The organism is Xanthobacter autotrophicus ATCC 700552, assembly GCF_043194565.1.
Lineage (GTDB): Bacteria > Pseudomonadota > Alphaproteobacteria > Rhizobiales > Xanthobacteraceae > Xanthobacter > Xanthobacter autotrophicus_F.
In genome coordinates this window covers 20,864-47,460 of sequence record NZ_JBAFVS010000008.1, presented here as the reverse complement: position 1 = coordinate 47,460, position 26,597 = coordinate 20,864, and the positions used below count along the sequence as shown (strand labels likewise).

Below are 26,597 nucleotides of genomic sequence, written 5' to 3'. Positions count from 1 at the left end.
TCACCCTTGGCTCAGGCCGTCTTCCGCTCGCCCCGCAGCACCACGTAGATGGCCGGGATCACCAGCACCGTCAGCGCGGTGGAGGAGGCGAGGCCGAACAGCAGCGAGATGGCGAGGCCCTGGAAGATGGGATCGGTGAGGATCACCGCCGCCCCGATCATGGCCGCGAGCGCGGTGAGCAGGATCGGCTTGAAGCGGATGGCGCCCGCCTCCAGCAGCACGTCGGTGAGGGGGCGGCCCGGCGCGCGGGCGTGGCGGATGAAGTCCACCAGCAGGATGGAATTGCGCACGATGATGCCCGCCAGCGCGATGAAGCCGATCATGGAGGTGGCCGAGAACGGCGCACCGAACAGCCAGTGCCCCGCCATGATGCCGATGAAGGTGAGCGGGATGGGCGTCAGGATCACCAGCGGCAGCTTGAACGAGCCGAACTGCGCCACCACCAGGATGTAGATGCCGAGGATGGCCACGCCGAAGGCGGCACCCATGTCGCGGAAGGTCACATAGGTCACCTCCCATTCCCCGTCCCACAGCAGGGTCGGCCGGCTTTCGTCGGTGGGCTGGCCGTGAAGGGTGATCTGAGGTTTCGGCAGGTCGCCGAAATCCGCCGCGTCCAGCGCCTTCGACACCGCCAGCATGCCGTAGACGGGAGCCTCATAGGCCCCGGCGAGGTCGGCGGAGACCATCTCGGCGGCGCGGCCGTTATGGCGGAAGATGGGGAAGGAGGCCGGCTCGCGCACCACGCGCACCACGTCGCCCAGCTCCACCACGCCGCGCCCGCCGGGCAGGGCGTTGGCGGGCACCGGAGTGGCGAGGGTGCGCGGTTCCACCGCCTGCTCGCCCTTGGGCAAGGCGAGGCGGATGGGGATGGGCGCCCGCCCGCCGCCGCGATGGGAATAGCCCAGCGTCGCCCCGGTGAAGACGGAGCGGATGGCGTCGTAAACGTCGCCCTGCTCCACCTTGTAGAATTCGAGGTTGTCCTGGTCGATGGCGAGGCGCACCCGCTCGCCCGGCGTGCCGAAGCTGTCGTCCACGTCCACGATGAAGGGCACGCTCTCGAACGCCTGGCGCACCTTGCGGGCGACCGCGCGCCGGGTGTCCGGGTCGGGGCCGTAGATCTCGGCGAGTAGTGTCGCCAGCACCGGTGGGCCGGGGGGCGGCTCCACCACCTTCAGCGCGCTGCCGGCGGGCAGGGGAATGGCTTCCAGCCGCTCGCGCACGTCGAGGGCGATGGCGTGGCTGGCCCGGCTGCGCTCGCCCTTGGGCTGGAGCGTGAGCTCGATGTCGCCCTGCCGGGGCGCGGACCGCAGGCCGTAATGGCGCACCAGCCCGTTGAAGTTGAAGGGCGCCGCCGTGCCCGCGTGGGTCTGGAACGAAACCGCCTCCGGCAGGTCCGCCAGCGCGTTCACCATGTCCTGCAGGGTGCGGTTGGTGGTCTCCACCGAGGTATCGGCGGGCAGGTCGAGGATGACGGCCAGCTCGGTCTTGTTGTCGAACGGCAAGAGCTTCACCGTCACGCCCTGGGTGTAGAACAGGCTCAGGGAGGCCAGCGTCGCCACCCCGACCACGGCGAGGAAAGCCCCCGAGCGTGCCCGCGAGGCGAGGATGGGCGCGGCCACGCGGCGATAGAAGCGCCCGAGCCGCCCGCCGTCCGCCGCCTCGGCATGGAGGACGGCGCCGGTGTCCCGGCCGGCGAGCTTCAGCATCAGCCAGGGGGTGAGCACCACCGCCACGAAGAAGGAGAACACCATGGCCGCCGAGGCATTGGCGGGGATGGGGCTCATGTACGGCCCCATCATGCCGGACACGAACAGCATGGGCAGCAGCGCCGCCACCACGGTGAGCGTGGCGACGATGGTGGGGTTGCCCACCTCCGCCACCGCGTCGATGGCGGCTTCGGCGCGCGTGCGGCCATCCTTCATGGCCCAGTGGCGGGCAATGTTCTCGATGACGACGATGGCGTCGTCCACCAGGATGCCGATGGAGAAGATGAGCGCGAACAGGCTCACCCGGTTGAGGGTGTAGCCCATGAGGCGGGCGGCGAAGAGGGTGAGCAGGATGGTGGTGGGGATCACCACCGCCACCACCAGCGCCTCGCGCCGGCCGATGGCAAATCCCACCAGCACCACGATGGACACGGTGGCGAGGCCGAGATGCAGCAGCAGCTCGTTGGCCTTCTCGTTGGCGCTCTCGCCGTAATTGCGGGTGACCTGCACCTCCACGTCCGCCGGCAGGGTACCCCCATGGGCGGCCTCGATCTGGCGCAGCACCTGTTCGGCGATCACCACCGCATTGGTGCCGGGCCGCTTGGCGATGGCGAGCGACACGGCGGGGCGGCGGGCAAGGCCCTCCGCCGTCTTCGCCACATGGAAGACGCGGCTCTCGGCGGTGTCGGTGGCCAGGGTCACCTCACCCACGTCGCGCACATAGACCGGACGGCCGTCGCGGGCGGTGAGCAGGATGTTGCCGATTTCGGCCGGGGTCTGGAGCGTCTGGCCGGCGACGAGGGTGCGCTGGGAGGCCGCCTCACGCACGGTGCCGGTGTTGAAGGTGCGGTTGGCGCCCTCCAGCTTGCCGGCGAGCTGGGCGAGGGTGATGCCGTAGAGCGACAGGCGCTCCGGATCGGGGGCGACGCGGATCTCCTCCGGCTGCTCGCCCACCATGTAGGTGAGGCCGATGTCCGGCAGCTTGGCGATGTCCGCCTGCAGCTCGCGGGCGACGCGGGTGAGGGCGTTGGCGGTCCAGCGCTCCGCCGCCTCCGGCTTCGGCGTCAGGGTGAGGACCAGGATGGCCACGTCGTCGATGGAGCGCCCGACGATGAGCGGCTCGGTGATGCCCACCGGCATGCGGTCGAGATTGGCCCGCACCTTCTCGTGCACGCGCAGGATGGCGGCATCCGGGCTGGTGCCGGTGAGGAAGCGGGCGGTGACGATGACGCCGTCGTCCTGGGTGGTGGAATAGACGTGCTCCACCCCGTCGATGGCCTTGACGATGGTTTCCAGCGGCTCGGTGACGAGCTTCACCGCGTCTTCCGCCTTCAGGCCCTGGGCCGAGACCGAGATGTCCACCATGGGCACGGAGATTTGCGGCTCCTCCTCGCGCGGCAGGGTGATGAGCGCGATGAGGCCGAAGGCGAAGGCGGCGATGAGCAGCAGCGGCGTCAGCGGCGAGGTGATGAAGGCGCGCGTCAGCACGCCGGCGAGGCCGAGGGGGCGGGGGGGCTGTTCGGTCATGTCAGTGCCCCGGGGCCTGGATCTGGTCGCCGTCGGCAAGGCCGGTGAGCACTTCCACCCGCTCCCCGCCGGCGTCGGTCAGGCGGGCGCCCAGCACCACGGGCACGTCGAGGCCGCCGCGCGGCGTGGCGACGCGCACATAATCGATGCCGTGGCGGGTCGAGACCAGGGCTGGGGGGATGGCGAGCACGGCGCGGCGGCCGATCTCCACCCACACCAGGGTGCGCTCGTTGACGAAATAATCGCCGAGGCCGTCCACCTCCACGTCGGCCATGACCCGGCCGGCGGTGATTTCCGGATAGACCTTCACCACCCGGCCGAGGCGTGCGGTGGCCGGCGTTCCGGCCGTATCCTCGGTGATGCCGCGCCGGCCGATGCGCACGCTGCCGCCCTCGCGGATGTCGGCAGCGTGGCGCTCGGGCAGGCTGAGGCGCAGGTAATAGGGGCCGGAGGCGATGCGGGCGATCTCGTCGCCGGCCAGCACCACGCTGCCCGGCGTCACCGGAACGGTGAGCACCCGCCCGTCGGCCGGGGCCACCACCGCGCCCTCGCGGGCGCGCTGGAGCACCACGGCGCGGTCGGCCTCGGCGGCGGTGACCTGGTTGGTGGCCACGTCGAACAGGGTCTTGCCCGTATCGAGCCGGCTCTGGCTGGCGACGCCCCTGGCGACGAGCTGCTGGGTGCGGTCCAGCTCCACGCGGGCGTTTTCGAGCTGGGACTTCAGCTCCTTGATCTTGGCCTCGGCGGCATTGAGGGAGAGGGCGAGCTTGTCGTCCACCACCAAGGCGATCTCGTCGCCTTCCTTCACCAGGCTGCCCTCGGACACCGAGACCGCGCGCAAGGTGCCGCCGATGCGGGCGCGGGCGGGCACCACGGTGCGGCTTTCCACCTCGCCGAATACGGCTTTCAGCTCCGGCACCCGCTCCAGGCGCACGGTGAAATCCCCCGCCCATGCGGCGGAAGAGGCGAGGAGCGCTGCAAGGAGCGCGAGGGAGGGCAGGTGCATATTGGGTCTCTTCAGCCCGGCCGGCGCCGGGCGTGGGCTCAGGAGAAGGCGACGCCGGGCTTCAGGCCCAGCTTCTTCAGCACCATGGCGGCCGGGCAGAAGCCGGTGACGGAGGCCTGCATCAGGTTCGCGCCCACGAAGGCGGTGAGCCAGAACCAGTGCGGGGAGACGAAAAGGCCGAGGCCGAGGGAGGCGAGCACCATGATCCCGGCAAACAACATGACGGCGCGATCAACCGACATTATCCTAGTTCCTCGAAAACGCGCGGACCCCGTGCCCGTGCATGATCGTTTGCACTTAACATTCAAATATCATAAATTCAAGATCATGAATGTTGTTGATATGATGCCCGCTTCGGAACGGGCGGCCGAATTGATGCGCAGCCTGTCCCATCCGCAGCGCCTGCTGGTGCTGTGCGCGCTGGGCAGCGGGGAGAAGTCGGTGGGCCAGTTGCGGGACGAACTGGGCATCGAGCAGGTGCCCATGTCCCAGCAACTCATGCGCCTGCGCGCCGACGGGCTGGTGGAGGCCCGCCGCGAGGGGACCAGCGTTCACTACCGCATCGCCCGCGAGGAAGTGCTCCACATCATCGAGGCGCTGCACAAGGCCTTCTGCAGCAGCAAGGCGCAGGGGCCGTGCTGAGGGGGGTGCCAGTTTACGCGGCGCGCGGCCGCCAGACGCTGGTGCGCTTGATCTCCATGTCCTCCAGCTCCCGCGTCACCGGCACGGCGTATGCGGCGAGGTGCTCCAGCCGGTCCTTCGGCAGATAGGTGCGGCCGGGATCGCCGATGAGCACGGTGGCGCCGCGCGCGGACAGGGCGATCAGCCAGTCGAACACCCGCGCGGACAGGTCCCTTTCATAGGCGATGTCGCCGGCGAGCACGGTCTGCCAGCCGTCGTCCGTGCCGATGAGGTCGTGGTCGGTGGCGGTGAGGAGCACGCCGTTGGCCTGCCCGTTGAGGCCGATGGCGGCGCGGGCGAAGGGGTCGATATCGGCGCAGGTGACGGCCGCCGCTCCCGCCTTCATGGCGGCGATGCCCACGAGGCCGGAGCCGGAGGCGAAATCCAGCACCCTGCGGCCCGCCACCGTTTCGGGATGGTCGAGCACATGCCGCGCCAGCGCCTGCCCGCCGGCCCAGGCGAAGGCCCAGAACGGCGGCGGCAGGCCCATTTCGCCCAGTTCTTCCTCGGTGCGCTGCCAGATGGGCACCGCCTCGTCGGCGATGTAGAGCGAGATTTCCGGCACCAGCGGCACCGGGTTCAGGCGGGTTTCGGCGCGGATGAAGGCGAGCGGGTCGGCGATGGGCGCTCTCACACCCCGCCCATCCCGCAGACGATATCCCATTCCTCATCGCTCACCGGCTGCACCGAGAGGCGGGAGAACTTGATGAGCGCCATCTCCTGGAGCCGGGGCTCGGCCTTGACGGCGGCCAGCGTCACCGGGGTCTTGAAGGGCTTCACCGCCTTGATGTCCACCATGAAGAACTTGCCCGAGGGGTCGGAGGGGTCGGGGTAGGCCTCCTTGATGACCTCCACGATGCCGACGACCTCCTTGCCCTCGTTGGAATGGTAGAAGAGGCCCCTGTCGCCCTTCTTCATGGCCAGCAGCTGCTGCTTGGCGAGGTGGTTGCGCACCCCGTCCCAGTGGGTGCCCTTGGCGCCGGCCTTCACCTGCATGTCCCACGACCATTTGAAGGGTTCGGACTTGTAGAGCCAATGGGCCATGGCAAAGCTCGTGTTTCGCAATGATGGTGCGGGTTTGCCTCTTCCATCCCGGCTTGGCAAGTCCATTGGCAAGTGTGTTGGCGAGTGGGGTGGTGTCCCAGTTGAAGTTCTGCTGCTTCGACCGGGCACAATGGAACCCTCTCCCGACCGAAGCCGGATTTTTCCGGTTTCGGTCCTCAGGAGCTGAACTCGGCAACAGCCGAGTTCAGGCGGGGGAGGGCAGGGTGGGGGCAACAGGTGGTTTTCCTTGGCGCCGTCGGTGCCGATGCGCAGTCCCTCCCCCTCCCCAGCCCTCCCCCGCAAGCGGGAGAGGGGGCCGACGGCGTTTCTTTTCAAACTGAGATACGACCGGCGAGCGTGTTGGCGGGCCTCAGGTCCGGCGGCGGGTGATCTTGCCTCGACGGGGCGAAGCCTTAATGTCCCGCGCGGCGGCGCGGACGGGCCGCCACTGGGAAGGAAAACATCATGGTCTATGAGATCGCCACGCTCGACATCAAGGAAGGCTCGGAATCGGCTTTCGAAGCCGCGGTGAAGGAAGCCGCCCCGTTCTTCCAGAAGTCGCGCGGCTGCCGCGGCCTGTCGCTCGAGCGCTCGGTGGAAAAGCCCAGCTGCTATTATCTCGTGGTGACCTGGGACAGCGTGGAGGACCACATGGTCCACTTCCGCAATGCCCCCGAATTCCAGGAATGGCGCCGCCTCGCCAGCCCCCATTTCGCCAGCGCGCCGTCGGTGGAGCACACCAGCGTGGTCGGCTCCTTCTTCTGAGGCATCAGGAACCCGCGCCGTGCCGGTGCGGGTTCTCCTTCCTCGACGGTCGCGTAAGCCCGCCCTACGCAGTTTCCCCATGTTGATCGTTATGCCCGACGAAACATAGCTTGTTCCATCTCAATGCGCCGGCTCACCGCCTCGGAGAGCGTTGCGCGCGCCCTTTGCGGGCGGATGGCAGTTTTGGAGGCTTGCCGTGGCGAACGCTTCAGAGGGGCGGGCAGAGGAGACAGGTGAGCAGGATGCGAACGGGGAGGCCGGGCCGGCCGTGTTCTTCCGGGTCCAGCATTCCGCCTTCGGCACCACCCTCGGGGCCAACAAGGGCGCGGCGAATTTTCTCGACCGCATCTGGATGCAGGCCTTTTCCAGCTACGAGCACAACGTGGCCGAGCAGACCAAGGATCTTCCGCCGCTGGCCTGCCGCAAGGGCTGCGGCACCTGTTGCCGCATCCAGGTGGTGGCCACGGCCCCCGAGGTGCTGATGGTGGCGCGCTATGTGCGGGCCATGGCGGAGGGCTTCCGCAAGGTGGGCATCGACCTGCCCGCGCGCCTCGCCGCCGCGTCGGTCGCCACTCCCGAGACGTCCGGCACCATGGCGCTGGGGCGCGAATGCCCGTTCCTGGTGGACGGCATCTGCGTGATCTATCCGGTGCGCCCGCTGGCGTGCCGGGGGTACGTCTCGTTCAACGAGGAAGCCTGCGTCGCCGCCCTGGAGGGCGAGGCCGACGAGGTGCCGGTCTCCGAATCACACCGCACGGTGCGCGCGCTGGTGCAAGGCGCGTTGCAATCGGCGCTGCGCGATGCCGGCCACCCCTGGGCGCTCTACGATCTGGTGGGCGCGCTGCGGATCGCCTTGGCACGCAGCGATGCGGAAGCGGCCTTCGCCGCCGGCACCGATGTGTTCGAGCCCGCCATCATCGATCATGTGAGCCGCGAGGAGATGGCGCGCACCTTCGACCGGCTGAAGGCCTGACGCCTCACCGCCCGGCCCCCCGCGCCTCCACGATGGCGAGGGCCGCGGCGAACGCTTGGGCGATGTCCAGCGCCGAGGTGTCGAGCAGCACCGCGTCGTCCGCCTGCACCAGTGGCGCGGCGGCGCGGGCCGAATCACGCTCGTCGCGCTTGCGGATGTCCGCCAGGATGGTGTCGTAGGCCACGTCCTCGCCCCGTCCGATCAGTTCGCGGTGGCGCCGCTCGGCGCGCACCTCCGGCGTCGCCGTCACGAACAGCTTGGCCTGCGCCGTCGGACAGATGACGGTGCCGATGTCCCGCCCGTCCAGCACTGCGCCGCCGGGTTGGGCCGCGAATCGGTGCTGGAGATCCAGCAGCGCCGCGCGCACGCCGCCGCGTGCCGCCACCACCGAGGCGGCCTCGCCCAATTCCGCCGTGCGCAGGGCCTCGGGATCGAGCGTCGCCACGTCCAGCGCCCGCGCGGCCTCCACCGAGGCCGCCTCGTCCTGAAGCCGCCCCTGCGCCAGCACGATGGCCCCCACGGCCCGGTAGAGCAGGCCGGTGTCGAGGTGGGGCAGGCCGTAATGCGCGGCGAGCCGGCGGGCCAGGGTGCCCTTGCCGGAGGCCGCCGGCCCGTCGATGGCGATGACCACGGCTGCAATCCTCACGCGATGACGGCGCCGAGGGCGCGCATCATGGGCATGAAGGTGGGGAAGGAGGTGGCGATGAAAGCCACGTCGTCCACGCTCACGCCCTCTTCGCTGGCAAGGCCCAGCACCAGGAATGACATGGCGATGCGATGATCCATGTGGGTGGCCACCGGACCGCCGCCCTTGACCGTGGCGGCGCCGGTGACGAGGAGGTCGTCCCCCACCACCTCATGGGCCACGCCGCAGGCGGCAAGGCCGTCCGCCACCGCCGCCAGGCGATCGCTTTCCTTCACCCGCAGCTCGGAGAGGCCGCGCATGGCGGTGACGCCCTCGGCGAAGGCGGCGGCCACGGCGAGGACGGGATATTCGTCGATCATGGCCGGTGCGCGCTCGGGCGGCACCTCCACGCCCTTCAGGCGGGAATGGCGCACCCGCAGGTCGGCCACATGCTCGCCGCCCTCGGTGCGCTCGGCCACCACCTCGATGCTGGCGCCCATTTCGATGAGCGTGGTGATGAGGCCGGTGCGCAGCGGGTTCATCATCACGTCGGTCAATGTCACGTCGGAGCCGGGCACGATCAGCGCCGCCACCAGCGGGAAGGCGGCGGAGGAGGGGTCCGCCGGCACGTCCACGGGGGCCGCCACCAGGGTGGGCCGGCCCTTGAGCGCGATGCGGCGGCCGTGGGCGCCATGGGGCTCCACCCGCACGTCGGCGCCGAAATGGGCGAGCATCCGCTCGGTGTGGTCGCGGGTGGCCTCGCGCTCGATCACCACGGTCTCGCCCGCGGCGCCGAGGCCGGCCAGCAGCACCGCGGACTTCACCTGCGCGGACGGCATCGGGGTCTCGTAGGTGATGGCCCTGGTGGTGTCGCTGCCCCTGAGGGTGAGGGGCAGGCGCCCGCCCTCGGCGCTGTCCACGATTTCCACGCCCATGGCGGTGAGCGGGTCCAGCACGCGTTTCATGGGCCGCCGCCGCAGGCTGGCGTCGCCGTCGAAGGTGGCGGTCACGTCCTGCCCGGCCACGGCGCCCATCATCAGGCGCACGCCGGTACCGGAATTGCCGAAATCCAGCGGGGCGGCGGGGGAGGAGAGCCCGTCGGCGCCGGCGCCCTCCACCTCCCAGTCGCCGGGGCCGCGGCGGGTGACGCGCGCGCCAAGGGCGGCGCAGGCTTTGGCCGTGTTCAGCACGTCCTCGCCTTCCAGCAGGCCGGTGATGCGGGTGATGCCCTCCGCGAACAGGCCGAAGATCAGCGCGCGGTGCGACACCGACTTGTCGCCCGGCACGCGCACGCGGCCGGTGAGCGCAGGGGAGCGAAGGGCGGTCGCGGGCTCAGCCGGGCCGTCGCCGTGGCCGGAGGCGGGAGCGGCGCTGCGGGTGGCGGACATGGGGGCCTTCCTCAAGCGTTGGCGTCAAGCGTTGGCATCTTGGGCGATGACGGCTGGGCGATGGTTTGCCGGGCGATGGTTTTGCGTTGGCACGCCGGCTCGCGGAGAGCCGTATCCACTCGCCTCGCCGTGCAAGCCGACCGTCGCGTGCTCTAGCACAGGGCGCGGCGAGGCGTCACCGCCCCGCGCTTGCCTGATGATCGGCCCTTGACAGGGGATACGTCTGGCGCCAATGGAGCACGCTCCTGTTTAGCCCTTCCGAGGATCTTTGCCGTGGCGAAAGCTGAACTCGGCACGAAGCGCATCTGTCCTGTTACGGGGCGCAAGTTCTACGACCTGAATAAGGACCCCGTCGTGTCGCCGTTCACGGGGGAGTCCTATCCGCGATCCTATTTCGAGCCCGCCGTCCGCGGGTCGAGCCGAGCCGAGCCGCGTGGCCCGGTCGAGGAGGTGGAAACCGAGGACACCGAGGCCGAGGTCATCAGCCTCGAGGAGGCCGACGAGGAAGCCGCCGCCCCCGCCAAGGTGGTCGTGGGCGACGATGTGGACGTGGACGACGACATCGAGGCCGGTGACGACGACACCTTCCTCGAAGAAGACGAAGATGATGGGGACGACGTCTCCGATCTCATCGGTGAAGCCCTCGAGGACGACGAAGAGGCTTGATACCCGACGCGGCCTGTGCTTAAAGGCCGCTCTCGCTCGGCGGACCCGGTTTCACGATCAAGGTTCACCAAGCATCCGCCGCGGATTTCCCGGCACGCAGACAAGGCGTCTCCCCCCAACGGAGCGTCCTGCGCGCAGGCCGCGGTTAAGTGGGGCCATAGCTCAGTTGGGAGAGCGCTTGAATGGCATTCAAGAGGTCGGCGGTTCGATTCCGCCTGGCTCCACCAAATTTCCCATAAGCGTGCGGCACGCGGTTCGGGTTCGCCCGGATCGTCCCGGACGCGACCACGCTTCCCCGCGTGGGGCCATAGCTCAGTTGGGAGAGCGCTTGAATGGCATTCAAGAGGTCGGCGGTTCGATTCCGCCTGGCTCCACCACTTCACCGTCCCCCGCCGCAACACCCCCTGACCGCACGCCGCGCGCCGACGCTTTGAGAGGCAGGAAGCGGCGTGTCTGATCGCGGGCGAATCAGGGCGGGATGGCGCGAATCGCCGTGGCCGGCGCGGCCGCGCCTGCTTCCGTCCCCAGGGCTTTTTTCAAGCGAGGCCAACATGGGATCGGGCGTGGCGGATTCGGTCCCTTTTGGATCAGTCTCCCAACGCACTCCCCGATCGTGCGTGCTAGAGCGTTTTCGAGCGAAGTGGATACCGGTTCGCGTGAAGAAAATGCGTCAATACAAAAATCTAGAGCGATTGCCGTGAGCTCGTGCGAACGGAAAGCGCTCTAGAGCCGAATTGTATCGATCCATGCGCCGCCCGCGCCCTGCCGGTCTCGCGTCGGGCGCGCCTGCCGGGATCCCGTGCCAAGCCCTGACCGGCACGGGGTGGGGGGGTCGGGTGGTGGCCGTCCGCGGTGCCATCCGACCCGTTCCGGCTCCCGGAGTAAGGTGCCCTCTCTCCCTCTTGCTCCTTTCCCTCGCTCCTCCCTTGATCCGCGGGCGCCGCCGCCCGCGCGGGCAGACGCCGGCGGAGATCAATCCAGAGTGATGCCGAAGCGGTCGGCCTGGCGGCGCACGAACGCCTCCATGCGCCCGCGCCCGTGATCGGTGAGAACGACGATGATGCGCCGCCGGTCGCAGGCGTCGGGCGTGCGGGTCACGAGCCCGGCCGCCTCCAGGTCATCGATGCGGCGCAAGGCGGTGGTGGCGGGCGCGCCGGAGGCGATGCACAGGCTGGTGACAGAGATGGGGCGCTGGCTTGCCTCCGCCACGGCGAGATCGAGCATCATCTCCCATGCCGGGTCGGAAAACAGACCCGCCTGAAAGATGGCGTCGCGGTCGGCGCGGGCGGCCACCAGGGCACGCAGGTAATGGGCACGCAGGTAATGGGCACGCAGATCGGGGGGATGGGGACCGTGGCTTTCCGGGGGCGCTTGCGCTTCCAGCTCGGCAGCCGCGTCCTCCACCAGAGCGAAGGCGCGGGTGATGGCATGGGCGACCTCCTCGGTGGCAAGCGGCTTCTGCAGGAAATCCACCGCCTGCAGCCGCAGCGCCCCCACCGCACGGTCGAGGGAGGCGTGGCCGGTGATGACGATGGCTGCCATGGGGTGCTTGCGCCGCTGCACCGAGAGCTTCCGCAACAACTCGATGCCATCGATGCGCGGCATCTGCAGGTCGGTGACGATGACTTTAAGGTCGTCGTTACGCTGCACGAGATCAAGCGCATCGACCGCAGTGCTGGCGGTCAGGGACGCAATGCCCAGCAGGCCGAGGCCTTCCTGCAATTCGATCAACACGTCTGGATCGTCGTCCACCAGCAATACGCGAGGGGCCGTCTTGATCTGGCCGTCCATCATCTCCTCCGGTTCGCGAGTCCTCGCACCGCCGTGCCCGCCTGTTTTTAAGACCAAGTTTTCAGCAGCCCGAAGACCTCGGCAAGCTGAACTTTTCTGAAATCCCGAGCGTTTTGGATGCAAGAGCTCTGGACGCAAGAGCTCTGGACGCAATCAACCACTCTGGCTTTGAGCGACAAGTCCTCAAACGCGTCACGACCTTTCTGTAACCCCCTCGACCACAGGCGCCTCGTCGGGCCTGACGAAAGTTCGCCGGTATCCAAGTAAAACCCTCCCGGCTCCGGTCGAAGACCGGGGCTTTGGAATGTGACACGGGTACGGGCCTTTGGTGTAGACCCAGCTCCTATACGAAGGCCGCATGAGTTCGGTTCCCCGATCAATCCGATATGAATTGAATTCGGCTTGACGCTACCGCCCCCTCGTTGTGCATTTCGTTCCCGAACTGGCCGTGCGCAGCGCACTGGCGTGATCCGGTGGCTTCGTCATCAGGCCGGTCAGGCCGTCATTCCCCGCCGCCACCCCCACCGTTCAGGTCGGTCCAACCTGAGACGTCCGGCTTCGGTTGCCGGCAATGGTCGTGAGCGGTGACGCATGGACCGGCTTCTGGTGGTTGATGACGAGCTTGACTACCTCGAGGAACTGGTCGAGGCGCTGGGCTTTCGCGGCGTTTCGGCGATTTCGGTCGGACGGGGCGCCGAGGCCATTGCCACGCTTCGGCGCGAGCCCTCCATCGGTATCATCCTCACCGACATGCGCATGCCGGACATGGATGGCATCACGCTGATCAAGGCTGTTCAAGATGCCTTTCCCGGGCGCAAGATCGATTTCCTGATGATGACCGGCCACGCCGCCCCTCGCGATATGGCTCAGGCGTGCGTGGGCGGCGCGGTGCGATGCTTTGCCAAGCCGCTGGCCTTCGAGGATCTGTGTGCGGCGCTGGCGGAACTGGATGGCGGCAGGGATGACGGCGTCTGACACCCGCGGCGACGGCTTGCGGGGCCTCTTCGATCCCGTCACGCTGATGCTGGGCGGCCTCGTCGTCCTCGTGGGTGTCATCCCCTTTGTGGCTGCGCTCGTGCTGTACCAGCTGCACAGCAGGGCCGAGCGCGACGAGGCCGAGACCAATGCCCGGCGCACCGCGACCCTGCTGATGCGCAGTTTCGAGCAGGCCATCGCGCCCGTCGACGGTCTGCTCCTGCATATCGCAAGGACCTATGAGGCTTCCGCCACGCCGGTGCAGGTCCATGCGATGCTGCGCGGCCTGAGCCTGCCCCCCGCCGTGCTCCAGGTGAGCGTCACCGACCGCGCGGGCGCGTTGATCGCCAGCAGCCTGCCCACCGCGGGCGTCGAGCAGAAAGACCTGTCGGGGCGTGACTACATGCGGACCCACCTCGGCCGTGATTCGGTCCATGCGGGTCTCTTCATCAGCAAGCCGGTGCTGGGTCTGCTGTCCAAAAAATGGGGAATCCCGCTTGCCCGGCCGCTTGTGGATGACTCGGGCCGGTTTTCCGGCGTGGCGGTGGCATCCTACGCCATCAGCGACTTCATCGATTTCTACAAGCAGCTTCGGACCGAGGACGGCATGCTGATCGCCCTCGTCGGCCGCGACGGCATCGTGCGTGCCCGGGCCGCCGGGACCACCAGCTTCGGCGATGACGTGTCCGCGAGCCCGGCCTTCCAGGCCGCCCTCGCGCATGGCGGGGCCACCTATGAGGAGGTGAGCGTCGTCGATGGCGTTGCGCGGGTGGGATACACCGTCGCCTCCGGGAAATACCCCATCCTGGTGACTGTGGCCTATGCGCTGGCCCATGTGCAGCAACAGTCGGACGAGTTCCGCGCCGCCATCTGGAGCACGGCGCTGGGTCTTTCCATTGCGCTGCTCATCGTGGTTCTCCTGGGCGGGCGCTACCTGAACCTGCAGAAGCGGCTGAAGGCCAACGAGGTGCAGGCCCTGGCGCGCCAGCGCGAGGCAAACGTGCTGGAAGCCATCAGCCGCGTGCCGGGCGTCGCCGTCATGCATGTCACCGCCGCGGGCGCGAGCGAGGTGGGCACCACGTCCAACTCGGCCCTGTCGCCCGTGCTGCGCCGCTATCTCGCCAGCGGCCGCTTCCGCGCCCTGGTCCGCGGGCTCAGGGAGCCGCAACTGCGGGACGAGCACCTGTCCGACGGCAGCAGCGAACTGGAGGTGGAGATGGTGGTGGCGCCGCTCCAGGGCATGGAGCGGGTCTCGTCGCCGGGAGAGGAGCAGGACATGGTGGTCTTCGCCGTCGATCGAACCGAGCGGCGGATGGAGGAGAACAAGCTCTACCAGATGTCGAAGCTCGCCTCCCTGGGCGAGGTGGCGACGGGGCTCGCCCATGAGATCAACCAGCCCCTCGGCGTGATCCGGCTGGCGGCGTCCAATGCGTTGACCGGCCTGAAGATGGGGCTGCCGGCGGAGCATCTTTCCGCCAAGCTCGACCGCATCATCCAGCAGACGGTGCGCATGAGCCGCATCATCGACCACATGCGCATCTTCGGCCGCACCAGCGAGGAGCAGCTTCAGCCCTCGCAGCCCACCCATGCGGTGGAGGGCGCCCTGCAGGTGGTGGGCGCCCATTTCCGCCTGGACGAGATCGAGGTGATCCCATTGTTCGAGCCGGACCTGCCCGAAGTGCTCTGCCGCCAGGATCAGCTGGAGCAGGTGATCATCAACCTGCTCCAGAATGCGCGCGATGCCATCAACGAGCGCCGCGCCGTCCTGCGGGAGCAGTTGGGCGCGTACTTAGGGGGGCACTCGGGGGAGCCCTTCGCCGGCCGGATCGGCGTGCGCATCGCCCGCGAGGCAAGGACTGGCGCACCGGAACAGGTGCTGATCGAGGTCGCCGACAACGGCGGCGGCATCCCGGAGGCGGTGGTGGAGCGGATCTTCCAGCCGTTCTTCACCACCAAGCCGCCGGGCAAGGGGACTGGCCTGGGCCTGTCGGTGAGCTTCGGCATCATTCGCGACCACGGCGGCAGGCTTTCGGTCCGCAACGGGTCCGAGGGCGCCATCTTCAGCATCCGGCTTCCGGCCCGCCTGGCGGCACCGGCCCAGCCCCGCGCGGCGGAGGGCTGAGGCGTTCCACAGCGCCTCTCCTGGGCCGGCGTCCCGGACCCCTCATTCCGCGGCGGAGCGCATCTCGGTTCCGGCGGGGCCGGCGGCGCGGATGCCGAGGCGCGCGAACAGCGCCGCGTCCTTGTCCCGCTCCGGATTGCCGGTGGTCAAAAGCACGTCGCCGGTGAAGATGGAATTGGCCCCGGCGAGGAAGCACAGGGCCTGCGTCTCGTCGCTCATGGCGTCCCGGCCGGCGGAGAGGCGCACGATGCTCTTGGGCATCAGCAGGCGCGCCAGCGCGATGAGGCGCACGAAGGCGATGGGGTCCGGCTTGTCGGCCTTGCCCATCACCGGGGTGCCCTCGATGGCGTTCCACATGTTCAGCGGCACGCTCTCGGGATGGGGATCGAGGGTGGCGAGCACCAGCAGCATGGCGATGCGGTCGTCCACGCTCTCGCCCATGCCGACGATGCCGCCGGTGCACAGCCGGATGCCGCCCGCCCGCACCGAGGCAAGCGTATCCAGCCGGTCGTCCATGGTCCGGGTGGTCACGATCTCGGGGTAGAAGGCGGGCGAGGTGTCGATATTGTGGTTGTAATAGTCGAGGCCGGCGGCGCCCAGGCGCGTCACCTGATCGGGGGTGAGCATGCCCAGGGTCACGCAGGCTTCAAGGCCCATGGCCTTGACGCCCGAGATCATGGCGCAGACGGCGTCGAGGTCGCGATCCTTGGGGCTGCGCCAGGCGGCGCCCATGCAGAAGCGGGTGGCGCCGCCATCCTTCGCCGCCTGCGCCTGCGACAGCACCTCATCGACGCCCATGAGCTTGGTGGCCTTCAGGCCGGTCTCGTGGTGGGCGCTCTGGGAGCAGTAGCCGCAATCCTCGGCGCAGCCGCCGGTCTTGATGGAGAGCAGCGTCGCCGTCTCCACCGTGGTGGGATCGAAATGGCGGCGGTGCGCGCTCTGGGCGCGGAACAAAAGTTCGGGGAAGGGCAGGTCGTAGAGCGCCCGGGCTTCGGCCTCGGTCCAGTCGGAGCGCAGCTGGCTCCCCTCCGCCGCGAGGGCGGTTCCGGTCCCGGTGCTCGTGCCGGTGCTCGTGGTCATGCGTTGCTCCTGAGGTTTCCCCGATCTGGAGGCTAGGATTACGCCGCAACGCACATGCGGCGCAATCCTCCCCTGGTCGGCCCGTCAGGCGGCGGTCAGGAACGGCACCAGCACGCGGGCGAGGGCGGCGGGCTGCTCCACGCAGGGAATGTGGGAGGCTTCAGCGATCACCTCCAGCCGGGCGCCGGGAATGGACGCGGCCAGCGCCTGCGCGGAGGCGGGGGGTGTCGCCGGGTCCTGGTCGCCGACGATGACGAGGGTGGGCGCGGCGATGGTGGCCGCGGCTGCGCGCAAATCGGCGTCGCGCACCGCCATGGCGCAGCCGAGATAGCCTTCCAGCGTGGTGCGGGCCACCATGTTGGCATAGCCGCGCATGAGCTGCGGCGCCTTCTCCCGGAAGGCTTCCGTGAACCAGCGTCCCATCACCCCCGGCGCGATGGCGGCGAGCCCGTCGCGGCGGATGCCGGCGATGCGCTCGTCCCACACCGAGGCGGGGCCGATGAGGGCGGCGGTGTCGCACAGGACCAGCCTGTCCACCCGCGCGGGCGCGGTCGCCGCCAGGTGCTGGGCCACCATGCCGCCGATGGAGAGCCCGCACACATGGGCCTTTTCGATGCCGAGGGCATCCAGCAGCGCCAGCGCGTCGGCAGCGAGCAGGGCGATGGAATAGCCGGTGCCGTCGTCGGGTAGCGGCGTCGCGTCGGTCAGGCCGTGGCCGCGCATGTCGTAGCGCAGCACCCGGAAGGCCGCCGCAAGCTCGGCCATCACCTCGTCCCACACCTGGAAGCTGGTGCCGAGCGAATTTGCGAGCAGCAGCACGGGGGCGCCCTGCGGGCCTTCGAGCGCGTAGTGGGTGGTGATCTCTCCGGCGGCGATGAAGGGCATCCGGCTGTCTCCGGCAGGAAGGGGGCGCCGCCGGTCCGGCGGGGCGATCGGGGGTGAGGAAAGCCGCCCGGCCGCCCCGGCGCAAGGGGCGGGCCGTGCGACGCAATGGGCGACGCAATGGGGGGCGGCCGGGCGGGGCGCCGCGTGCCGCGCTCAGCTGGCGCGGATCTCGATGCCGGCGCGCGCGTTCAGGTCGTCGAGGCTCAGGCCCGGCGGCAGCAGGCGCGCCACGAAGCCCTCTGGGGTGATGTCGATGACGCCGTGGTCCGTATAGACGCGCGAGACGCAGCCAAGGCCGGTGAGCGGATAGGTGCAGTGCTCCACCAGCTTGGAGTCCCCCTTCTTGGTGAGCAGCTCCATCATCACGAACACGTTGCGGGCGCCCACGGCGAGGTCCATGGCGCCGCCCACCGCGGGGATGGCGTTGGGATCGTTGGTGGCCCAGTTGGCGAGGTCGCCGTTCACCGCCACCTGGAAGGCGCCGAGGACGGCAATGTCCAGGTGGCCGCCGCGCATCATGGCGAACGACAAGCTGTGGTCAAAGAAGGCGCCGCCGTCGAGCAGCGTCACCGGCTGCTTGCCGGCGTTGATGAGGTCAAAATCCACCTCGTTGGGCGAGGGCTTGGGGCCCATGCCGAGGATGCCGTTCTCGCTGTGGAGCAGGATTTCCTTGTCCTGCGGCAGCGCGTCCGCCACCAGCTCGGGCATGCCGATACCGATGTTGACGATGGCCCCGTCCGGGATGTCGGCGGCGATGAGCTGCGCCATCTCGGCGCGCGTCCAGGGCGTGAAGGCGGTGGCGATGTCGCTCATTGGGCGGCTCCCGTGCCGATGGCCACCAGGCGGTCCACGAACACGCCGGGGGTGACGATGTTTTCCGGATCGAGCGTCCCAAGGGGGACGATGTCCTCCACCTGCGCCACGGTGACGGTGGCGGCGGTGGCCATGACCGGCCCGAAATTGCGCGCCGTCTTGCGATAGGTGAGGTTGCCCCAGCGGTCGCCGCGGTGGGCCTTGATGAGGGCGAAGTCGGCCTTCAGCGGATATTCCAGCACATAGTTGCGCCCGTCGATCTGCCGCGTCTCCTTGCCGGCCGCGATGGGGGTGCCGTAGCCGGTGGGGGTGAAGAAGGCGCCGATGCCGGCCCCGCCGGCGCGGATGCGCTCCACCAGGTTGCCCTGGGGCACCAGTTCCAGCTCCAGCTTGCCGTCGCGATAGAGCTGGTCGAACACGAAGGAATCCGCCTGGCGCGGGAACGAGCACACCACCTTCTTCACCAGCCCCGCCGCCAGCAACGCGGCCAGCCCGGTGGTGCCGTTGCCGGCATTGTTGGAGATGATGGTGAGCTCCTTCGGCGCGCGGGCGATCACCGCCTCGATCAGTTCGTGGGGCATGCCGGCGCCGCCGAAGCCGCCGACCAGCAGGGTCGCGCCGTCCGGGATGTCGGCGACGCAGCTCTGGGTGTCGGGCCTGGTCTTGTCGATCATGGGCGCGCGCTCCTTTAGATCGCCGACGGGTGGCGCGCCAGCGCCGTCACAGTGATGTCCATGAAGGGGAAGAGCGGCAGGGAGGAGAGCAGGGTGTGCAGCTCGTCCACGCTCTCCACGTCGAAGATGGAGACGTTGGAATAGCGCCCGGCCACGCGCCACAGATGCACCCACTTGCCCTGTCGCTGCAGGTCCTGGGCATAGGCCTTTTCCGCCGCCTTGATGGCGTCGGCCTTCTCCGCCGGAAAATCGTGGGGGATCTTCACGGTCATCTCCACATGGAACAGCATGGCGGTGCGCCTTTGTTGATAGGGGGAGCGGCGGGGGTCACACCCGCTCGATGATGGTGGCGATGCCCTGGCCGACGCCGATGCACATGGTGCAAAGGGCGTAGCGCCCGCCGGTGCGGTGGAGCTGGTAGAGCGCGGTGGTGATGAGCCGCGCCCCCGACATGCCGAGCGGATGGCCAAGCGCGATGGCGCCGCCATTGGGGTTCACATGGGCGGCGTCATCCGGCAGGCCGAGGTCGGAGAGCACGGCGCAGGCCTGCGCGGCGAACGCCTCGTTCAGCTCGATCACGTCCATGTCCGCGAGGGTGAGGCCCGCCTTCTCCAGCACTTTGCGGGTGGCGGGGGCTGGCCCCATGCCCATGATGCGCGGCGGCACGCCGGCGGTGGCCATGGCGATCACGCGCCCGCGCGGGGTCAGCCCGTGCTTGTCCACCCCGGCGGCGGAAGCCAGCAGCAGGGCCGCCGCGCCGTCATTGACACCGGAGGCATTGCCGGCGGTCACGGTGCCGTCGGGCTTCACCACGCCCTTGAGGCGGGCGAGGTCTTCAAGCGTCGTGTCGGGGCGCATGTGCTCGTCGCGGTCGAAGACCTTGGGGTCGCCCTTGCGCTGGGCGATGCTGACCGCGACGATCTCGTCGGCGAAGCGGCCCTGCGCCCAGGCCTCGGCGGCGCGGCGCTGGCTCTCCAGCGCGAAGGCGTCCTGCCGGGCGCGGCTGATCTGGAAATCCTGCGCCACGTTCTCGGCGGTCTCGGGCATGGAATCCACCCCGTGCAGGGCCTTCATGGCCGGGTTCACGAAGCGCCAGCCGATGGTGGTGTCCTCGATCTTCGCGGCGCGGGAGAAGGCGCTGTCGGCCTTGCCCATGACGAAGGGGGCGCGGCTCATGCTTTCCACGCCGCCGGCGATCATGAGGTCGGTTTCGCCCGCCTTGATGGCGCGGGCGGCGGTGCCCACCGCATCCATGCCGGAGCCGCACAGGCGGTTGATGGTGGAGCCGGGCACCGCGATGGGCAGGCCGGAGAGCAGGGCGCCCATGCGGGCCACGTTGCGGTTGTCCTCGCCGGCCTGGTTGGCGCAGCCGAGGATCACGTCCTCCACCTGTGCGGCGTCGAGGCCGGGGCTGCGCGCGGCCAGGGCGCGGATCACATGGGCCGCCAGATCGTCCGGCCGCACCGAGGAGAGGGCGCCAGCATAGCGCCCGATGGGCGTGCGGATCGCGTCACAGATGAAGGCGTCGCTCATCGTCTCCCCGCATTTTGTGCGATATACGAACTTAAGTTCGCAAAATTGATACGGGCCGAAGGTGGGGCCCGTCAAGGGGGTTTTGTGAAGAGTGGGTGGAACTGAACGCACTTGAAAAGGAAGCGCGATCGGACAGGGCACATCCCGCGGCCGTCAGCGCTGGCAATTCCCGGTCATCTGCCCCGCGATCATCGGATATCTTGTGCGTTATACGAACAAATGCTAGATCCGTCGGGCGACGCCTGCGGACCGGCGCGCCGCATCGGGGGAGGGCGGATGACGAAGGTGCAGGCGGGCGAGGACAAGGATTATGTCCAGTCCCTGGTGCGCGGGCTGGAGGTGATCCGCACCTTCAGCCGCTACAAGCCGCGCATGACCCTGACCGAGGTGGCCCAGCAGACCGGCATGACCCGCGCCGCCGCGCGCCGTTTCCTGCTCACCCTGGTGCGGGAGGAATATGCCGAGACCGACGGCAAGTATTTCGCCCTGCGCCCCAAGGTCCTGGACCTGGGCTTTGCCTATCTCTCCTCCCTGCCCATGTGGGAGGTGGCCCAGCCCATCATGCGCGACGTGGTGAACGCGTTGCAGGAATCCTGCTCGCTGGCGGTGCTGGACGGGCTCGACATCGTCTATGTGGCGCGGGTGCCCACCGAGCGGGTGATGACCATCGGCCTCAGCATCGGAAGTCGCCTGCCGGCCTATTGCAGTTCCATGGGCCGCACCCTGCTGGCCGGCCTGCCGCCGGCGGAGCTGGCCGCCTATTACGACCGGGTGAAGATCGAGCGGCGCACCGAGCGCACGGTGGCCAACATGGTGGCCCTGAAGGACGCCATCGAGACCTCCCGCCGGCAGGGCTGGACGCTGGTGGACCAGGAGCTGGAGATGGGCCTGCGCTCCATCGCGGCGCCGGTGAAGAACCGCCGCTCGGAGGTGCTGGCGGCGCTCAATGTCAGCACCCACGAGGGGCGCACCTCCCTCGAGACCATGAAGACGCGCTTCCTGCCGGTGCTGCTCGACGCCGCCCAGCGCATCTCTGCGGCGGTGCCGCAGTAGAGCGTTTTCCGTTCGCTCAGGCTCACGGAAATCGCTCTACATCATTGAGTTTACGCATTTTCTTTATGCGAACCGGTATCCACTTCGCTTGAAAATGCTCTAGCGGATCAAAACGGCGCGGCGCGAGGGTTCGCGGGGGCTCGCGGGGCGGCCCGTCCTCCAGCTTCGGCGCGCCGAATCCGGTCAACGGTATAAACTTTAGTCTAATTCCGCAGAATGGCACTGGCCTTGACGGAAGGAAACGCTAGCCTCCCCCACAACGATTAAGAGTTGCAAGGGAGCACGCCTGTGAAGCCGACCATCGCGACCGCCCGCGCCTTCAAAGCCACGCGCCTCGGCGCCATCGCCCTGGCATCCATGCTGGCCTTCGCGCCGGCGGCGGCAAGGGCCGAGTTCGTCAACATCCTCACCGGCGGCACGTCGGGCGTCTATTATCCCCTCGGCGTCGCCATCTCGAAGCTGGTGGGCGAGAAGGTGCCCGGCGCGCGGCCCTCGGTGCAGGCCACCAAGGCGTCGGTGGAGAACCTGAACCTGATCGAGCAGGGCAAGGGCGAGGTGGCCTTCACCCTCGCCGACAGCCTGGCGGACGGTGCCGCCGGCAAGGAAGAGGCGGGCTTCAAGGCCCCGCTCACCAAGGTGCGCGCGCTGGGCGGCATCTATCCCAACTACATCCAGATCGTCGCCTCCAAGGAGTCGGGCATCCGCACCATCGCCGACCTCAAGGGGCGGCGCCTTTCGGTGGGTGCGCCGAGGTCGGGCACCGAATTGAATGCCCGCGCCATTCTCGGCGCCGCGGGGCTGAAATATGACGACCTCGGCAAGGTGGAATACCTGCCCTTCGCCGAATCCGTGGAACTGATGAAGAACCGCCAGCTCGACGCCACGCTGCAATCGTCCGGCCTCGGCGTCGCCTCCATCAAGGACCTCGCCAATTCGGTGGCCATCGTGGTGGTGGAGGTGCCCGCCGCCATCGTCGACAAGATCGGCGCGCCCTACCTCAAGGCCACCATCCCGGCCAACACCTATGAGGGGCAATCCGTGGACGTGGCCACCGCCGCGGTGCCCAACTTCCTCGTCACCCGCGCCAGCATGAAGGATGAGGACGTCTACGCCATCACCAAGGCGATCTACGACAACCTGCCGGAACTGGCGGCCGCCCATTCCGCCGCCCGCAGCATCAAGCTCGAGAACGCCATGAAGGGCGCGCCGGTGGCGTTCCATCCCGGCGCGGCGCAGTATTTCAAGGAAAAGGGCGTGACGCCCTGAGCCGGTTTACTCTGAGCCGGTTTACCCTGGGCCGGTTTCTGCCGGATCGCGTCGCGATCCGGCAGGTGGCGTCCTTGCTTGAAACGAACGTCGCTCGAACGGGCAGCGCTGACCGGCCTCGGCATCACGCCATGACGCGAGCCGATTGCCACGTCGCTCTCGCGGTGCGCGGCGCATTTCCTCCGGGATCAGTTGGAGGCCGGGTTCCATGACATCGTCGCTGCACACCCCCGACACCGTTCCGCCGGTGAGCCACGATCTTGGGACGCCCGGCCACGGCGCGCCCGTGGTGGTGGACGACGCCCTGCTGGACCTCACCTGGGGCGCCGGCCGGTGGGGGCGCGCGGTGTTCTGGATCGCGGTGGCCTTCTCCACCTTCCAGATCATCACCGCGGCCTGGAGCCCGCTGCCGAGCCAGATCGTGCGCTCGGTGCATGTGGGCTTCCTGCTGCTCGTGGTGTTCGCCATCGCCGGCAACCACAAGGGCGGCGGCGGCCGGCTCGCCTTGTGGGGACTCGGCCTTCTGTCGTTCGTGGTCGGCCTCTACCACTGGGTGTTCTATGCGGACCTGATCCAGCGCGCGGGCGATCCCTCCACCCTCGACATCGTGGTGGGCACGCTGGCCGTCGCTTTGGTGTTCGAGGGCTCGCGGCGGCTGATGGGCGCCTCGCTGCCCATCATGTGCGGCATGTTCATCCTCTACGGCCTGTTCGGCGAATACCTGCCGGCGCCGCTGGATCATCGCCCGTTCGATTTCGTGCAGGTGGTGGACCAGATGTTCCTCGGCACCGAGGGCATCTACGGCACCCCCACCTATGTGTCCTCGTCCTTCATCTTCCTGTTCATCCTGTTCGGCGCCTTTCTCGAGCGCGCGGGGATGGTCCAGCTGTTCACCGACGTGGCCATGGGCCTGGTGGGCCATGCCAAGGGCGGGCCGGCCAAGGTGGCGGTGATCTCCTCGGCGCTGATGGGCACCATCAACGGCTCCGGCGTCGCCAACGTGGTCACCACCGGCGCCTTCACCATCCCGCTCATGAAGCGCTTCGGCTACAAGCCGGCCTTCGCCGGCGCGGTGGAGGCCACCGCCTCCATGGGCGGGCAGATCATGCCGCCGGTCATGGGCGCCGTGGCCTTCATCATGGCCGAGACCATCGACGTGCCCTATGCCGACATCGCCACGGCGGCGGTGATCCCGGCGTTCCTGTATTTCTTCACCGTGTTCGCCATGGTGCACCTGGAGGCCGGCCGACGCGGCCTCACCGGCCTGCCCCGGGAGCAGTGCCCCAACGCCCTGGCCGCGCTGAAGGCGCGCTGGTACCTGATCCTGCCGCTGGCGGTGCTGGTGTGGCTTTTGTTCTCCGGCTACACGCCGCTGTTCGCGGGCACGGTGGGCCTTGCCCTCACGGCGCTGATCGTGCTCGGCGCCCCGGTGGCGCGGCTGATCGGTCCCTATGGCCTGCGTGTGGCGTTCTGGATCGCGCTGGGCCTTGCCGCCGCAAGCTTCGTTGAATACGGCATCAATGGTGTCGCCGCGGTGGTGGCGGGGCTCGTGCTGCTGCTGCTGTTCGTCAAGGGCGGGCGCGAGACCCTGCGCATCAGCCTGGAGAGCATGGCGGACGGCGCCCGCAACGCGCTGCCCGTGGGCATCGCCTGCGCGCTGGTGGGCACCATGATCGGCGTGTTCACTCTGACCGGGGTGGCCACCACGTTTGCCACCTTCGTGGTGGAGGTGGGCAAGAATTCCCTGTTCCTGTCCCTCGTCCTCACCATGATCGCCTGCCTGATCCTCGGCATGGGGCTGCCCACCATCCCGAACTACATCATCACCGCCTCCATCGCCGGGCCGGCGCTGCTGTCGCTCGGGGTGCCGCTCATCGTCTCGCACATGTTCGTCTTCTACTTCGGCATCATGGCGGACCTGACCCCGCCGGTGGCGCTGGCGGCGTTCGCCGCCGCGCCCATCGCGGGGGCATCGGGGCAGGCTATCGGCTGGATCGCCACCCGCATCGCCCTCGCCGGCTATGTGGTGCCGTTCATGGCGGTCTATTCGCCGGCCCTGATGCTGCAAGACGGCGACCCCATGTCGGCGGCCATCGGCTTCTGGCCGTCGGTGGTCTATGTGTTCCTGAAGGCGGTCATGGCCATCATCCTGTGGGCGGGCACCGCCACCGGCTATCTGCTGGGGCCGCTGAACGCGCTGGAGCGCATCTTCGCCTTCGCGGCGGCGGCGGCGCTCATCGTGGCCCTGCCCCTGACCGACGAGGCCGGCTTCACCATGGCGGTGGGCTTCCTCGCCTGGCACTATTGGTGCACGCGCAAGCCCATGTCCGCGCAGGACTGAGCGGGTGCCGGTCGCCTGCCTGATCACGGGGGCGCACGTGGCGCGGCTCGCCGTGGCTTTCACCCTCGCCTGGACCCATTCGGTCGAAAAGACCGAGTGGCAGGAGGATTGGCGCGCCACGCCCCGGGGGCTGGTGCTGGACGCGGTGCGGGTAGAGGGCTCCGGCGCCGGCATGGAGCCGCCCGAGGACGCGACGCGGGAGGGCCGCTTCTACGTGGCCCATCCCCTTCTGCCGCCCCAGAGCGAGGTGCTGCTGCGCCGCTCCGGCGCCACCGCCGACTGGCGGGTGTGCATGGACGGAACCTGCCGGCCCATGGGCACGCTGCTGGGCGCGCTGTCCGCCGACCTTTCGCCCGCCGCCGCCGATCCGGTCCGCCTGACCGTGTGTGACTGAGACCAGCGGCCCCGGCCTTTGACCGGCGCCGGGAAGGCGATGCTCAAGCGCCGCACGGGCTTGGAGCCGGCGTGGGTTTGGAGCCGGCGCAGGGGCTGCCGGCTCCGGCGAGGCCCCTCAGGGTGCCGGGCTGCCGTGGAGCTGGAACAGCGCGTTCACCCTGGCCTCGATCTCCGGGGTGATGACCACGTCGAGGGTGGCAAGGGTCTCCTCCAGCTGCGCCATGGAGGTGGCGCCGATGATGTTGGAGGTCACGAACGAGCGGCTCGTCACCCACGCCTGCGCCAGCTGCACCACCGTGAGACCGAGATCCGCCGCCAGCGCCATATAGGCCTTGATGGCCGCGTCTACGCCGGGCTTCTGGTAGCGCTGGCCGCGGTTGAACAGGGTGGAGCGGGCGCCGGCCGGGCGCGCGCCATCCAGATACTTGCCGGTGAGATAGCCCTGCGCCAGGGGCGAATAGGCGAGCAGCCCCACATCCTCCCGCGCGGCGAATTCGGCGAGCCCCGCCTCATAGACGCGGTTGATGAGATTGTACGCGTTCTGCACCGAGGCGACGCGCGGCCCGCCGCCGGTCTCCGCCGCCTTGAGGAAACGGTGGACGCCCCACGGCGTCTCATTGGACAGGCCGATATGGCGCACCTTGCCCGCCGTCACCAGATCGGCAAGCGCCCCCAGCGTCTCCTCGATGGGCACTTCGGGACCGTCTCCCGTGCTGCTGGTGACGGCGCTGGCCGGCTGGCCGAACAGGGGCACGGCGCGGTCCGGCCAGTGCAACTGGTAGAGGTCCACATAATCGGTCTGCAGCCGCTTCAGCGAACCCTCGATGGCATAGGCGATGTTCTTGGCGTCGAGCCGGGTCTTGGCGCCGTTCTCGCGCAGCCAATTGTTGTCGGTGCGGCCGGACACCTTGGTGGCGAGGACCACCTTATCGCGCCCGCCGCGGGATTTCAGCCAGGTGCCGATGATGCGTTCCGTGGAGCCCTGGGTCTCCGGCCGGGGCGGGATGGAATACATCTCCGCGGTGTCGATCAGGTTGATGCCCACGTCGCGGGCGCGGTCGAGCTGGGCATGGCCCTCGGCTTCGGTGTTCTGCTGGCCGAAGGTCATGGTGCCGAGCGAAATGGACGACACCGACAGGCCGGTGCGCCCGAGGGGGCGATAGTCGAGCATGAAGGGCAATGCTCCGGAGACGGGCAAAGGAAGGGGAGGGGAGGTAAGACCCTGAGGCGGGCGTTCGTCAACGGGAGGGGTGGAGCGGCCGGCGTCCGCTCACGGGGCGCAGCCGG

25 protein-coding genes and 2 tRNA genes are annotated in these 26,597 nt (G+C 68.8%); 12 read left to right on the top strand and 15 right to left on the bottom strand.

Annotated features, from left to right (window positions below):
• Positions 1 to 11 precede the first annotated feature (11 nt).
• The 3 genes from V5F48_RS10660 to V5F48_RS10650 are packed head-to-tail and all read right to left on the bottom strand — an operon-like array spanning position 12 to position 4,481.
• The gene (locus V5F48_RS10660; protein ID WP_394258683.1) at positions 12 to 3,233 is read right to left on the bottom strand and encodes an efflux RND transporter permease subunit; all 3,222 of its coding nucleotides are present in this window, start codon (positions 3,231 to 3,233) and stop codon (positions 12 to 14) included.
• A 1-nt stretch (position 3,234) separates the two neighbouring features.
• On the bottom strand, positions 3,235 to 4,239 hold the full coding sequence (locus tag V5F48_RS10655; protein ID WP_394258682.1) for an efflux RND transporter periplasmic adaptor subunit: 1,005 nt from the start codon (positions 4,237 to 4,239) through the stop codon (positions 3,235 to 3,237).
• A 38-nt stretch (positions 4,240 to 4,277) separates the two neighbouring features.
• Positions 4,278 to 4,481 (bottom strand): YgaP family membrane protein, encoded by a 204-nt coding sequence (locus V5F48_RS10650; protein ID WP_394258681.1) that lies wholly within the window; start codon positions 4,479 to 4,481, stop codon positions 4,278 to 4,280.
• Positions 4,482 to 4,566: 85 nt separating this feature from the next.
• Here V5F48_RS10650 and V5F48_RS10645 point away from each other — a divergent pair, with 85 nt between their 5' ends.
• Complete coding sequence (locus V5F48_RS10645; protein WP_394258680.1) at positions 4,567 to 4,881, top strand: ArsR/SmtB family transcription factor; 315 nt, start codon at positions 4,567 to 4,569, stop codon at positions 4,879 to 4,881.
• A gap of 13 nt (positions 4,882 to 4,894) precedes the next feature.
• On the opposite strand, the gene V5F48_RS10640 is transcribed toward V5F48_RS10645, so the two are convergent.
• Together V5F48_RS10640 and V5F48_RS10635 are read right to left on the bottom strand one after the other, a co-directional pair.
• Positions 4,895 to 5,584 (bottom strand): class I SAM-dependent methyltransferase, encoded by a 690-nt coding sequence (locus tag V5F48_RS10640; RefSeq protein WP_394258679.1) that lies wholly within the window; start codon positions 5,582 to 5,584, stop codon positions 4,895 to 4,897.
• Positions 5,551 to 5,964, bottom strand: a complete 414-nt coding sequence (locus tag V5F48_RS10635; protein WP_394258678.1) for an EVE domain-containing protein — start codon at positions 5,962 to 5,964, stop codon at positions 5,551 to 5,553. The genes V5F48_RS10640 and V5F48_RS10635 overlap by 34 nt, the downstream gene beginning before the upstream one ends.
• Before the next feature lie 465 nt (positions 5,965 to 6,429).
• Between V5F48_RS10635 and V5F48_RS10630 the strand changes: the two genes are divergently transcribed.
• Together V5F48_RS10630 and V5F48_RS10625 are read left to right on the top strand one after the other, a co-directional pair.
• The gene (locus V5F48_RS10630; RefSeq protein ID WP_394109085.1) at positions 6,430 to 6,729 is read left to right on the top strand and encodes an antibiotic biosynthesis monooxygenase family protein; all 300 of its coding nucleotides are present in this window, start codon (positions 6,430 to 6,432) and stop codon (positions 6,727 to 6,729) included.
• A 196-nt stretch (positions 6,730 to 6,925) separates the two neighbouring features.
• The gene (locus V5F48_RS10625; RefSeq protein WP_394258677.1) at positions 6,926 to 7,702 is read left to right on the top strand and encodes a YkgJ family cysteine cluster protein; all 777 of its coding nucleotides are present in this window, start codon (positions 6,926 to 6,928) and stop codon (positions 7,700 to 7,702) included.
• Positions 7,703 to 7,706: 4 nt separating this feature from the next.
• On the opposite strand, the gene cmk is transcribed toward V5F48_RS10625, so the two are convergent.
• The gene (cmk, locus tag V5F48_RS10620) at positions 7,707 to 8,333 is read right to left on the bottom strand and encodes a (d)CMP kinase (RefSeq protein ID WP_394258676.1); all 627 of its coding nucleotides are present in this window, start codon (positions 8,331 to 8,333) and stop codon (positions 7,707 to 7,709) included.
• A gap of 11 nt (positions 8,334 to 8,344) precedes the next feature.
• Entirely contained in the window at positions 8,345 to 9,715 is a 1,371-nt protein-coding gene (gene aroA / locus V5F48_RS10615) for a 3-phosphoshikimate 1-carboxyvinyltransferase (protein WP_394258675.1), read from the bottom strand.
• A gap of 273 nt (positions 9,716 to 9,988) precedes the next feature.
• On the opposite strand from aroA, the gene V5F48_RS10610 reads away from it, so the two are divergent.
• The 3 genes from V5F48_RS10610 (at position 9,989) to V5F48_RS10600 (ending at position 10,758) form a co-directional block, all read left to right on the top strand.
• On the top strand, positions 9,989 to 10,381 hold the full coding sequence (locus tag V5F48_RS10610) for a TIGR02300 family protein (protein WP_394109088.1): 393 nt from the start codon (positions 9,989 to 9,991) through the stop codon (positions 10,379 to 10,381).
• 151 nt (positions 10,382 to 10,532) lie between these two features.
• Positions 10,533 to 10,608, top strand: a tRNA-Ala gene (locus tag V5F48_RS10605).
• Between the two features lie 74 nt (positions 10,609 to 10,682).
• Positions 10,683 to 10,758, top strand: a tRNA-Ala gene (locus tag V5F48_RS10600).
• Positions 10,759 to 11,353: 595 nt separating this feature from the next.
• Here V5F48_RS10600 and V5F48_RS10595 read toward each other — a convergent pair.
• Positions 11,354 to 12,172 carry a response regulator gene (locus tag V5F48_RS10595; protein ID WP_394258674.1) on the bottom strand — a complete coding sequence of 273 codons (819 nt, stop codon included), beginning with the start codon at positions 12,170 to 12,172 and terminating at the stop codon, positions 11,354 to 11,356.
• A gap of 591 nt (positions 12,173 to 12,763) precedes the next feature.
• On the opposite strand from V5F48_RS10595, the gene V5F48_RS10590 reads away from it, so the two are divergent.
• Positions 12,764 to 13,147, top strand: a complete 384-nt coding sequence (locus V5F48_RS10590) for a response regulator (RefSeq protein WP_394258673.1) — start codon at positions 12,764 to 12,766, stop codon at positions 13,145 to 13,147.
• A complete protein-coding gene (locus V5F48_RS10585) occupies positions 13,134 to 15,269 on the top strand; it encodes an ATP-binding protein (RefSeq protein WP_394258672.1) in 2,136 nt (711 codons plus the stop codon). The genes V5F48_RS10590 and V5F48_RS10585 overlap by 14 nt, the downstream gene beginning before the upstream one ends.
• Before the next feature lie 42 nt (positions 15,270 to 15,311).
• On the opposite strand, the gene bioB is transcribed toward V5F48_RS10585, so the two are convergent.
• The 6 genes from bioB to pcaF form a co-directional block, all read right to left on the bottom strand.
• Complete coding sequence (gene bioB, locus V5F48_RS10580) at positions 15,312 to 16,349, bottom strand: biotin synthase BioB (protein WP_394258671.1); 1,038 nt, start codon at positions 16,347 to 16,349, stop codon at positions 15,312 to 15,314.
• An 84-nt stretch (positions 16,350 to 16,433) separates the two neighbouring features.
• Positions 16,434 to 17,234, bottom strand: coding sequence for a 3-oxoadipate enol-lactonase (pcaD, locus tag V5F48_RS10575; protein WP_394258670.1), 801 nt, complete (start codon positions 17,232 to 17,234; stop codon positions 16,434 to 16,436).
• Positions 17,235 to 17,387: 153 nt separating this feature from the next.
• On the bottom strand, positions 17,388 to 18,047 hold the full coding sequence (locus tag V5F48_RS10570; RefSeq protein ID WP_394258669.1) for a 3-oxoacid CoA-transferase subunit B: 660 nt from the start codon (positions 18,045 to 18,047) through the stop codon (positions 17,388 to 17,390).
• Complete coding sequence (locus V5F48_RS10565; RefSeq protein ID WP_394258668.1) at positions 18,044 to 18,721, bottom strand: 3-oxoacid CoA-transferase subunit A; 678 nt, start codon at positions 18,719 to 18,721, stop codon at positions 18,044 to 18,046. Before V5F48_RS10565 ends, V5F48_RS10570 begins: the two co-directional genes overlap by 4 nt.
• A 14-nt stretch (positions 18,722 to 18,735) precedes the next feature.
• Positions 18,736 to 19,011, bottom strand: a complete 276-nt coding sequence (gene catC / locus V5F48_RS10560) for a muconolactone Delta-isomerase (RefSeq protein WP_394109096.1) — start codon at positions 19,009 to 19,011, stop codon at positions 18,736 to 18,738.
• 37 nt (positions 19,012 to 19,048) lie between these two features.
• On the bottom strand, positions 19,049 to 20,254 hold the full coding sequence (gene pcaF, locus V5F48_RS10555; protein ID WP_394258667.1) for a 3-oxoadipyl-CoA thiolase: 1,206 nt from the start codon (positions 20,252 to 20,254) through the stop codon (positions 19,049 to 19,051).
• Positions 20,255 to 20,530: 276 nt separating this feature from the next.
• On the opposite strand from pcaF, the gene V5F48_RS10550 reads away from it, so the two are divergent.
• The 4 genes from V5F48_RS10550 (at position 20,531) to V5F48_RS10535 (ending at position 25,308) form a co-directional block, all read left to right on the top strand.
• Complete coding sequence (locus tag V5F48_RS10550; RefSeq protein WP_394258666.1) at positions 20,531 to 21,307, top strand: IclR family transcriptional regulator domain-containing protein; 777 nt, start codon at positions 20,531 to 20,533, stop codon at positions 21,305 to 21,307.
• 288 nt (positions 21,308 to 21,595) lie between these two features.
• Complete coding sequence (locus V5F48_RS10545) at positions 21,596 to 22,573, top strand: TAXI family TRAP transporter solute-binding subunit (RefSeq protein WP_394258665.1); 978 nt, start codon at positions 21,596 to 21,598, stop codon at positions 22,571 to 22,573.
• A gap of 208 nt (positions 22,574 to 22,781) precedes the next feature.
• A complete protein-coding gene (locus V5F48_RS10540) occupies positions 22,782 to 24,914 on the top strand; it encodes a TRAP transporter permease (RefSeq protein ID WP_394258664.1) in 2,133 nt (710 codons plus the stop codon).
• A gap of 4 nt (positions 24,915 to 24,918) precedes the next feature.
• The gene (locus V5F48_RS10535) at positions 24,919 to 25,308 is read left to right on the top strand and encodes a DUF1850 domain-containing protein (protein ID WP_394258663.1); all 390 of its coding nucleotides are present in this window, start codon (positions 24,919 to 24,921) and stop codon (positions 25,306 to 25,308) included.
• 117 nt (positions 25,309 to 25,425) lie between these two features.
• On the opposite strand, the gene V5F48_RS10530 is transcribed toward V5F48_RS10535, so the two are convergent.
• The gene (locus tag V5F48_RS10530) at positions 25,426 to 26,481 is read right to left on the bottom strand and encodes an aldo/keto reductase (protein WP_394258662.1); all 1,056 of its coding nucleotides are present in this window, start codon (positions 26,479 to 26,481) and stop codon (positions 25,426 to 25,428) included.
• Between the last annotated feature and the right edge of the window lie 116 nt (positions 26,482 to 26,597).